Raw genomic sequence first — 7,365 nt, 5'->3', positions numbered from 1 at the left:
GGTAGGTGTGGCGCTAGTTGACTCAGGGCATGAGCACGGTTTGAGTCATCTTGAATACCACGGGCAGCAGCGAGGGCTTGCTCTAGCAGTACCTCTGGTAGGTGTGGCGCTAGTTGACTCAGGGCATGAGCACGGTTTGAGTCATCTTGAATACCACGGGCAGCAGCGAGGGCAACAGGAAGTAACGATTTTGGTAAGTAAGGAGCTAATGCGCTCAACGCTTGTGCAAGTTGCCCAGATTCTTTTACTTGTTGAGCATATGCCAGTCCCTGTGCTGGCGTCCACAACTTTTCTTTTACCAGTGCTGCCATCAACGCTGGGGGGATATTTTTCGCCAAACTATTCAGTGAAGTTGTAATCAGAGCATAGCGGCACTGTAATGCAATTGATTGCGTTGGGTTTTCCTCAAACATCTCCTCTGCCAATTGCCAAGCGTGTGCTACATCAGTCACAAAAATGGCAGTTTGCCCTAAGCGATCGCACGCTTCATACCACCCATTACGCCCTTTCTCCGTTTCTTCCTGCAACAATGAGTGGATTTCCTCTTTTTTACCCGCTTTTTCTAAATGCCAAACAAGACGCTGATGAATATAGCCATCATCTTTCACTGTATGCCAACCATCAGTACAAGTTTTGCGATACACAGCTAACAATTCTTGATGCAAATGAGCTAAATCGCCCACGTTGTAACGCAAATAATCATATTGCAAGTCGTGTAATGTTACCAAACGTTTTGGTGCTTCGCCTGTTGTTTGCAGTAAAGCCTTGGAAGCCAACATTGTTAGCAATTTACGCCCGTCGCGCTCACGCAATTGATGAGTGTGCTGCCAAAAAGTCAAGATTGCGGCTTCAGGAACAGAAGTATCATCAGGAAAAATTGCTAGGTTTTGATAACATTCCGTATATTGGCTATTAAACTTAGTCAAGGCATCAATGCTCACTTTTAGCGCTTTATAAACGCTGTAGTCTGAATGATCTAGAAATTCCAAATCCGCTTCTTTCAATGCGTCATGCAAATCTTCCCAAGGTGTTCCATCCCGTACTTGTGCTCCACAAAGTGCTAATGCCAACGGTAAATTACCGCATTCTCGTGCCACTGCAAGCGCTGTATTTGGCAAGGTATTTACTTCTTTATTAACCCATTGTGCTAAAAGTTTTAACGCCAGCTCATCATTCAACAGATTCAGCCTATATTCTACAGCACCTTGAGCCGTCATTAAACTGGCATCACGAGTTGTAACTAGTAAACAACAGCGTTCTCCCAAAATATGAGCAAAAGCCTCAAAAGGTTCTTTTTGCCAAACATCATCTAAAACAATTAAACAGGTTTTCTGAACCAACTGTTGGCTGAGAAAAATTCTCCCTTCGTGCTCATTTGCAAAAGGCTGCGGGCGCTCTTTTAACATCATTGCTAGTTGCATTTGCAGTGATGTTACGGATGGCTCTTGTCCCACTGGTATCCAAAAAATGCCATCAGGAAATTCCTGTTGCACCTGTTGATCGTGTGCTAAATTTGTTACTAATACAGTCTTACCAAGACCACCCATGCCTTGCACTCCAACTTTGCGGGATGCTCCTGTAACTGCAATTGTCTGATTATTTCCCAAAACTTTGTTTTTTAAAGCTTGAATTTCCTGTGGTCGGGATAGAAAATTGGGTGGTAAACCAGGCACATTGTTTAATTTACCTAGAACTTTGGTAATATTAGAATAGAAGTTTGTCTCAATTTCCTCGTTCTTTAACAGAACTGGAGTTTGGCTCTCCCCATGCTTCATCATTTGAGATTTGCCAAGTTCATAGGCATTCTCCACATTCTGCCCTGCTGCTAAACCATCATAAAACGCGACAGCAAAGGCAATGCTTGCCTTATCTCCCACTGTGCGATTCATGCCAATCACATATTTGACATACTTGTTAATAGCTTTTGCTTGCTCTTGAGAATAACAAGCATTCAAAACGACACATTCAATTCCTATCTTGCCAAACGACTTAAATAAACTGGAAAGTTCATCTGCACCTAAATACGCAGCTTCTCCCGTTTCATCGTGCAAAACAATTCCATCGCTTTCTGTACCATGCCCGCAGAAATGAACGATTTGGGGGCGAAAATCCAAAATTGCTCTGTGAAAATCTCGCGCTCGCACTGCCAACTTCTGCTCTAGTTTAAACTGCTCACGGTAATTGGAGCGTCGCAATGCTTCATCAATTTCCCGCACTTCTTTATCCCACTCTAGTCGAGAGGTAGTGGTAGGATTAGCTGCCAGAATTAGAATTGTTTTGGCTTGCGGGCTGTTACTCATAAAAGAACTTGAGAACAAAGTTAGTAGTTTTGCGTTGACATAGTAGACAGAATATGAGGATGCCAGGAAATTGGCAAGAGAACTCCTATACTTAAATAGGTAAAACTAAGCTTAACTTATGCAGGAATGTCTTTTTGTAATGCTTCTGGACGAATCGAGCGATCGCTAGCAACGAGAGTTAAAAGTTGAGGAACAAAAACAATTGTACTCTTCGCAATTAAAGAAATTAATGTCCTCCAAAAGAGACGCTACGCGAACATATCATCTAACCTTTCCAATTCACTAATTTAAAGATAATTTTATGCCGAAAGCTGATGATCTTGCTGAGGTACAAAAGCTAAAATAATGTCTTCTTCGGGAATACCTTTTTCTATTAAATCTTGAGTAATACCTGATTCCATTCCATCGTACTCAACAATTACTTTTTCGCCTAATAAAGTAATATAAATTAAATTACCTCTGACTCGTTTTCCTCTATCCCAACCTACTTGCATCAAACCATATCTGTCTTGTTGTTCATCAAATACAGTGTCTAGCCTGATATTACCATGAGATGGTTTCAGACGTGAGTAGTAGGTAACTACTTGCTTGACTATTTGTCGATACTGATTTATCTTATCCATTTTGTGATCTCAACCCTTTGTAAATTTACAATAATCATTTTTAATGGTAGTTCATTAATTACAAGCTCACCTATTGGTTCACTAAAAAAATCTTCATAAAGTGTATCAGTAATAGCTAGGTATACTTCACGTCCTGGGTCTATTTTATCCAAAAGTAACCGATATAAAACATACTGTCCAATTGCTTGCTCCAAATCTTTAATTAAAGATTTAGCTCTAAAATCCTTAATTTCTACTGCGATACGGCTGTTGTTTTTTTTAGCTCCAATGAGACTACCTTGAATATTATTATTAGCAAATTTACTTGCCCCAAGGTCAACAAAAAGAAATCTCTGTCCGTAAGATATTACAAAGGGATCATCAGCTTCCGTAATTATCCAACCATCTTTAATAACTGCCTGCTTGACAATTTCATGAATTGTATCTCTTGGTGGCACTACATTTCTCCTACATAATTAGTTTAGCATTTGTTACAAAATTAAATAATTCTTAACTTAATGGAAACATTTCTACAATAACCTCTCCCGCAGTTATGTTTTAACCATATGCTTGCTTATTCTTAATCTTACTGAGATATTTTGAGGGTACTGAATACAAATTAATACTAACAAAACACACAGCTAATTTAGAGAAAAATCCATTCACGTTGATTTTTGGTGCGTTATGGCGCAGTTTATTACTAGTTAGTAATATGCGCTCTTATCACACCCTACTTCTATAATATGCGTGCGATCGCACTCTCACCCTAATCCTGGAGAGACGCTCCGGCGGAGCGTCTCTACGATTACTGATTTCTCATAGGATGATTTATGGCAACTACCAACTCGATCCGCTTTTCTCAGTTTAATGCTTCGCTGAATCGTAATTTTGAAGGTCAACTAGTAACGGATTTGTCTACTCCAGATAATACTCAAGCTAAAACTGTGGCTGAAATTATTCAGCGCAATAATCCAGATGTGCTGCTGATTAATGAGTTTGATTATGTGGAGGCTGACCCACTTTTACCTGTACAATTATTTCAGCAGAATTATCTAGCGGTCAGTCAAAATGGTGCGACTCCTGTTGAGTACCCATACGTATATATTGCACCTTCTAACACTGGTGTTGCTTCCGGATTTGATTTGGATAATAACGGTGTAGTGGTTACAACTCCCGGCGCACCCGGATATGGTGAGGATGCCTTCGGGTTTGGCAATTTCCCTGGGCAGTTCGGGATGTTACTGTTGTCTAAGTATCCTATTGATACAGAGAATGTCAGGACTTTCCAAAACTTTTTGTGGAAGGATATGCCAGATTCTCTGCTACCTACTGTTGCCCTTCCAGGTGCGGAAACACCTTGGTATTCACTAGAAGAACAAGCTGCTTTGCGCCTTTCTTCTAAAAGTCATTGGGATGTGCCTATCCTAGTCAATGGTGAAACAATTCACGCTTTGGTTAGCCATCCTACTCCACCTACTTTTGATGGTGCTGAAGATCGTAACGGTAAGCGTAATTACGATGAGATTCGTTTTTGGTCAGATTACATTACCCCAGGACAAGGTGACTATATATATGATGATAATGGCAAGCAGGGTAGTCTTGCCACTGGGTCACGTTTTGTAATTATGGGGGATCAAAATGCCGATCCTTTGGATGGTGACAGCTTCAACAATGCGATTCGTCAATTGTTGCTTAATCCTTATATTAACACCAATTCTATTCCCTCTAGCCCAGGTGGTCCTCAACAAGCAGTTTTGCAAGGTGGTGCGAATTTGAACCATCGCGGTAATCCTGCTTTTGATACCGCAGATTTTGCTGATACGGCTCCAGGAAACCTGCGGGTAGACTACGTGCTACCTTCTGCTGATTTAAAAATTCTTGATTCAGCCGTTTTTTGGCCCGAAAATACCGATCCTTTGTTTCCTTTGGTAGGTACTTTTAATCCTAGTTTACCTGGTGGTTTCCCTAGTTCGGATCATCGTTTGCTAAGGGTAGATTTGCAGATTGGCTCTACCGAAGCAGGTAATACTATCCCTCGCGTTGACTTTCAAGGAGAAACTATTTTCCCAACTGGTTTTATCCCAGAAGGTGCAGCGGGAACTGTGAATGGGTTACAAACTCAAGTGGGTGGGTTGTCTGGTGTTGCTTATGATGCGGCAAATAATGTCTTCTATGCTATCTCAGACGATCGCTCTCAATTTGCTCCTGCCCGCTTCTATACTTTTACCACTAACCCAGCTACCATCGCTTCTTCTGGTGTAACGTTTACAAATGTTACCACTCTCAAAGATGCTAATGGTAATGAGTTTTCACTCAATAGTCTCGATCCAGAAGGCATTGCCCTGACAAATAATGGTACAGTATTTATCTCTTCTGAAGGTGAAGCGAATCCTGCTGTTGGTCGTGTAACTAATCCTTTCATTAATGAATTCTCTCTCACTACAGGAGAGCAACTTAGAAGTTTACCTGTACCACGCAAGTTTCTCCCAGTTGTACAAGATACCAATGGTAATGGTATTGTGGATGCAGGAGATACTCAAGTATCGGGTATACGCAACAACTTGGCATTTGAAAGTTTGACGATTAGCCCAGATCAAAAGACTCTGTACACTGCAACTGAAAACGCTTTATTCCAAGATGGTGCGATCGCTACTCTCACGAATGGTAGCCCTTCTCGTATTCTCCAGTATAACTTAACCAGCGGACAACCAGAAAAGGAATACCTCTATATTACCGATCCAGTTGCCGCAACACCAACTTCCGGTACTGGTGACAATGGTTTAGTAGACTTGCTGGCAATTGATAACCGAGGTACACTACTATCTGTGGAACGTTCCTTCTCTGCCGGAGTAGGTAACACAATCAAAATCTACGAAGTTAGTTTGCAAGGTGCAACTGACATCAGTTTTTATGATTCTCTCAGCACTGAGCAAGCAGCTATTCAACCTGTCGAAAAACGACTGCTGCTCAATCTCAACTCCCTCAACTTACCCAATGGCACTGATAATATTGAAGGTATCGCCTTTGGTCCTCAACTACCAAATGGCAATCAGTCCATTGTATTGGTAAGCGACAATAACTTCAACCAAACTCAATTTACGCAAATTCTTGCTTTAGGTGCAGAAGTTGTTCCTACCGCAGCACCCAGAGTCGAAACCCGTCCTGATTTGTTCAATGACCCCAATTTACCACGAGATGAGCAAGCAGATGCGGATGATCCTGCTATCTACGTAAATGCCACAAATTCAGAACAAAGTCTAGTACTTACTGTAGCAAAAAATGCCGGATTACGAGTTTATGACCTTTCTGGTAATCTGTTGCAGGAAATTAACCCAGGTAATATCCGCTACAACAACATTGACTTGCAATATAACTTCGAGCTAGGCGGAACTCACACAGATATTGCCGTTGCTACAGACCGGAATAACGATAAACTAGTAATATTCAAAATCAATCCCAACCCTAGCACACCCGGTCAGTACCTAGAAGACATCACTGATAGTAGTATCGGTACGCTGTTTCAATCAGCACCATTTGAACAGCCATACTCAGCATCATCACGGAGTGCGTATGGTGTTGCCTTGTATCGTAGCCCTATAACCAATGATTACTACGTCTTTGCTAATCGCAGAGAAACCGGAGATGTAGGACAGTACAAACTAATTGATACAGGTAACGGTACAATTGGGATTGAAAGAGTGCGGGAATTCACTGTACCAACTACTGCGGGACGCGATGCCCAGTTAGAAGGTATGGTAGCAGACCAAGAACTCGGTTTCCTCTACATTGGACAAGAAGATGTAGGCATTTGGAAGTTCCAAGCAGAACCTAACGGCGGCACAACTGGCACTTTGATTGACAAAGTGAAAGACTTGGGAGGTACTTATTTAGAAGAAGATGTAGAAGGACTGACTATCTACTACGGTAAAGATGGCACAGGCTACCTGCTTACATCCAGTCAAGGTAATAACACCTTTGTTGCTTACACTCGCGAAGGTAACAACGACTTTATCGGGCGCTTTGCTGTTGGTAATAATGGACCAATAGATAGTGTACAAGAGTCTGATGGTGCAGATGTCATCAACGTTCCTCTCGGTTCCAACTTCCCGTTTGGTTTGTTCGTGACTCAAGATGGCGATAATCTTCCAGCAAGAATTGTTGATGGTGAAAACGTTAACACCAACTTTAAGCTCGTACCTTGGGAAAACATTGCCAACCTTTTTCCAAATCCTTTAGCGATCGACACTACCAGTTATAATCCTCGTAATCCTGTTGCTTTAGGTTCCAATTCCTTGGGAAGTAACAACCTCCCCCAACCTTTTGAAGTTACTCCTCCTTTGTTAGGTGACTTCAACTACAATGATGTAATTGCTTAAGGAAATCTAGAATCTTGTGGGGTGGAGAGCAGCGCTGCAGGAGGGTTTCCCTCCGTAGGCGTCTGCGGAGCATCCCTGCCCGCCCTT

General features: G+C 41.8%; 4 protein-coding genes. 1 reads left to right on the top strand and 3 read right to left on the bottom strand.

Annotated features, from left to right (window positions below; all coding sequences use genetic code 11):
- From ICL16_RS06510 to ICL16_RS06500, 3 genes are all read right to left on the bottom strand, one after another.
- On the bottom strand, positions 1 to 2,318 hold a 2,318-nt coding region (locus ICL16_RS06510; RefSeq protein ID WP_238360620.1), incomplete at its 3' end, for an NB-ARC domain-containing protein.
- Positions 2,319 to 2,599: 281 nt separating this feature from the next.
- Positions 2,600 to 2,923 carry a XisI protein gene (locus ICL16_RS06505; RefSeq protein WP_190826042.1) on the bottom strand — a complete coding sequence of 108 codons (324 nt, stop codon included), beginning with the start codon at positions 2,921 to 2,923 and terminating at the stop codon, positions 2,600 to 2,602.
- Positions 2,911 to 3,360, bottom strand: a complete 450-nt coding sequence (locus tag ICL16_RS06500; protein WP_190826041.1) for a XisH family protein — start codon at positions 3,358 to 3,360, stop codon at positions 2,911 to 2,913. The genes ICL16_RS06505 and ICL16_RS06500 overlap by 13 nt, the downstream gene beginning before the upstream one ends.
- Positions 3,361 to 3,732: 372 nt before the next feature.
- Here ICL16_RS06500 and ICL16_RS06495 point away from each other — a divergent pair, with 372 nt between their 5' ends.
- Positions 3,733 to 7,278, top strand: coding sequence for a phytase (locus ICL16_RS06495; protein WP_190826040.1), 3,546 nt, complete (start codon positions 3,733 to 3,735; stop codon positions 7,276 to 7,278).
- The last annotated feature ends 87 nt before the right edge of the window (positions 7,279 to 7,365 follow it).

It is taken from the genome of Iningainema tapete BLCC-T55, from assembly GCF_014698965.1.
Taxonomy (GTDB): Bacteria; Cyanobacteriota; Cyanobacteriia; order Cyanobacteriales; family Nostocaceae; genus Iningainema; species Iningainema tapete.
The sequence above is the reverse complement of the archived record's forward strand: the minus strand, read 5'-3'. Positions and strand labels throughout refer to the sequence as shown.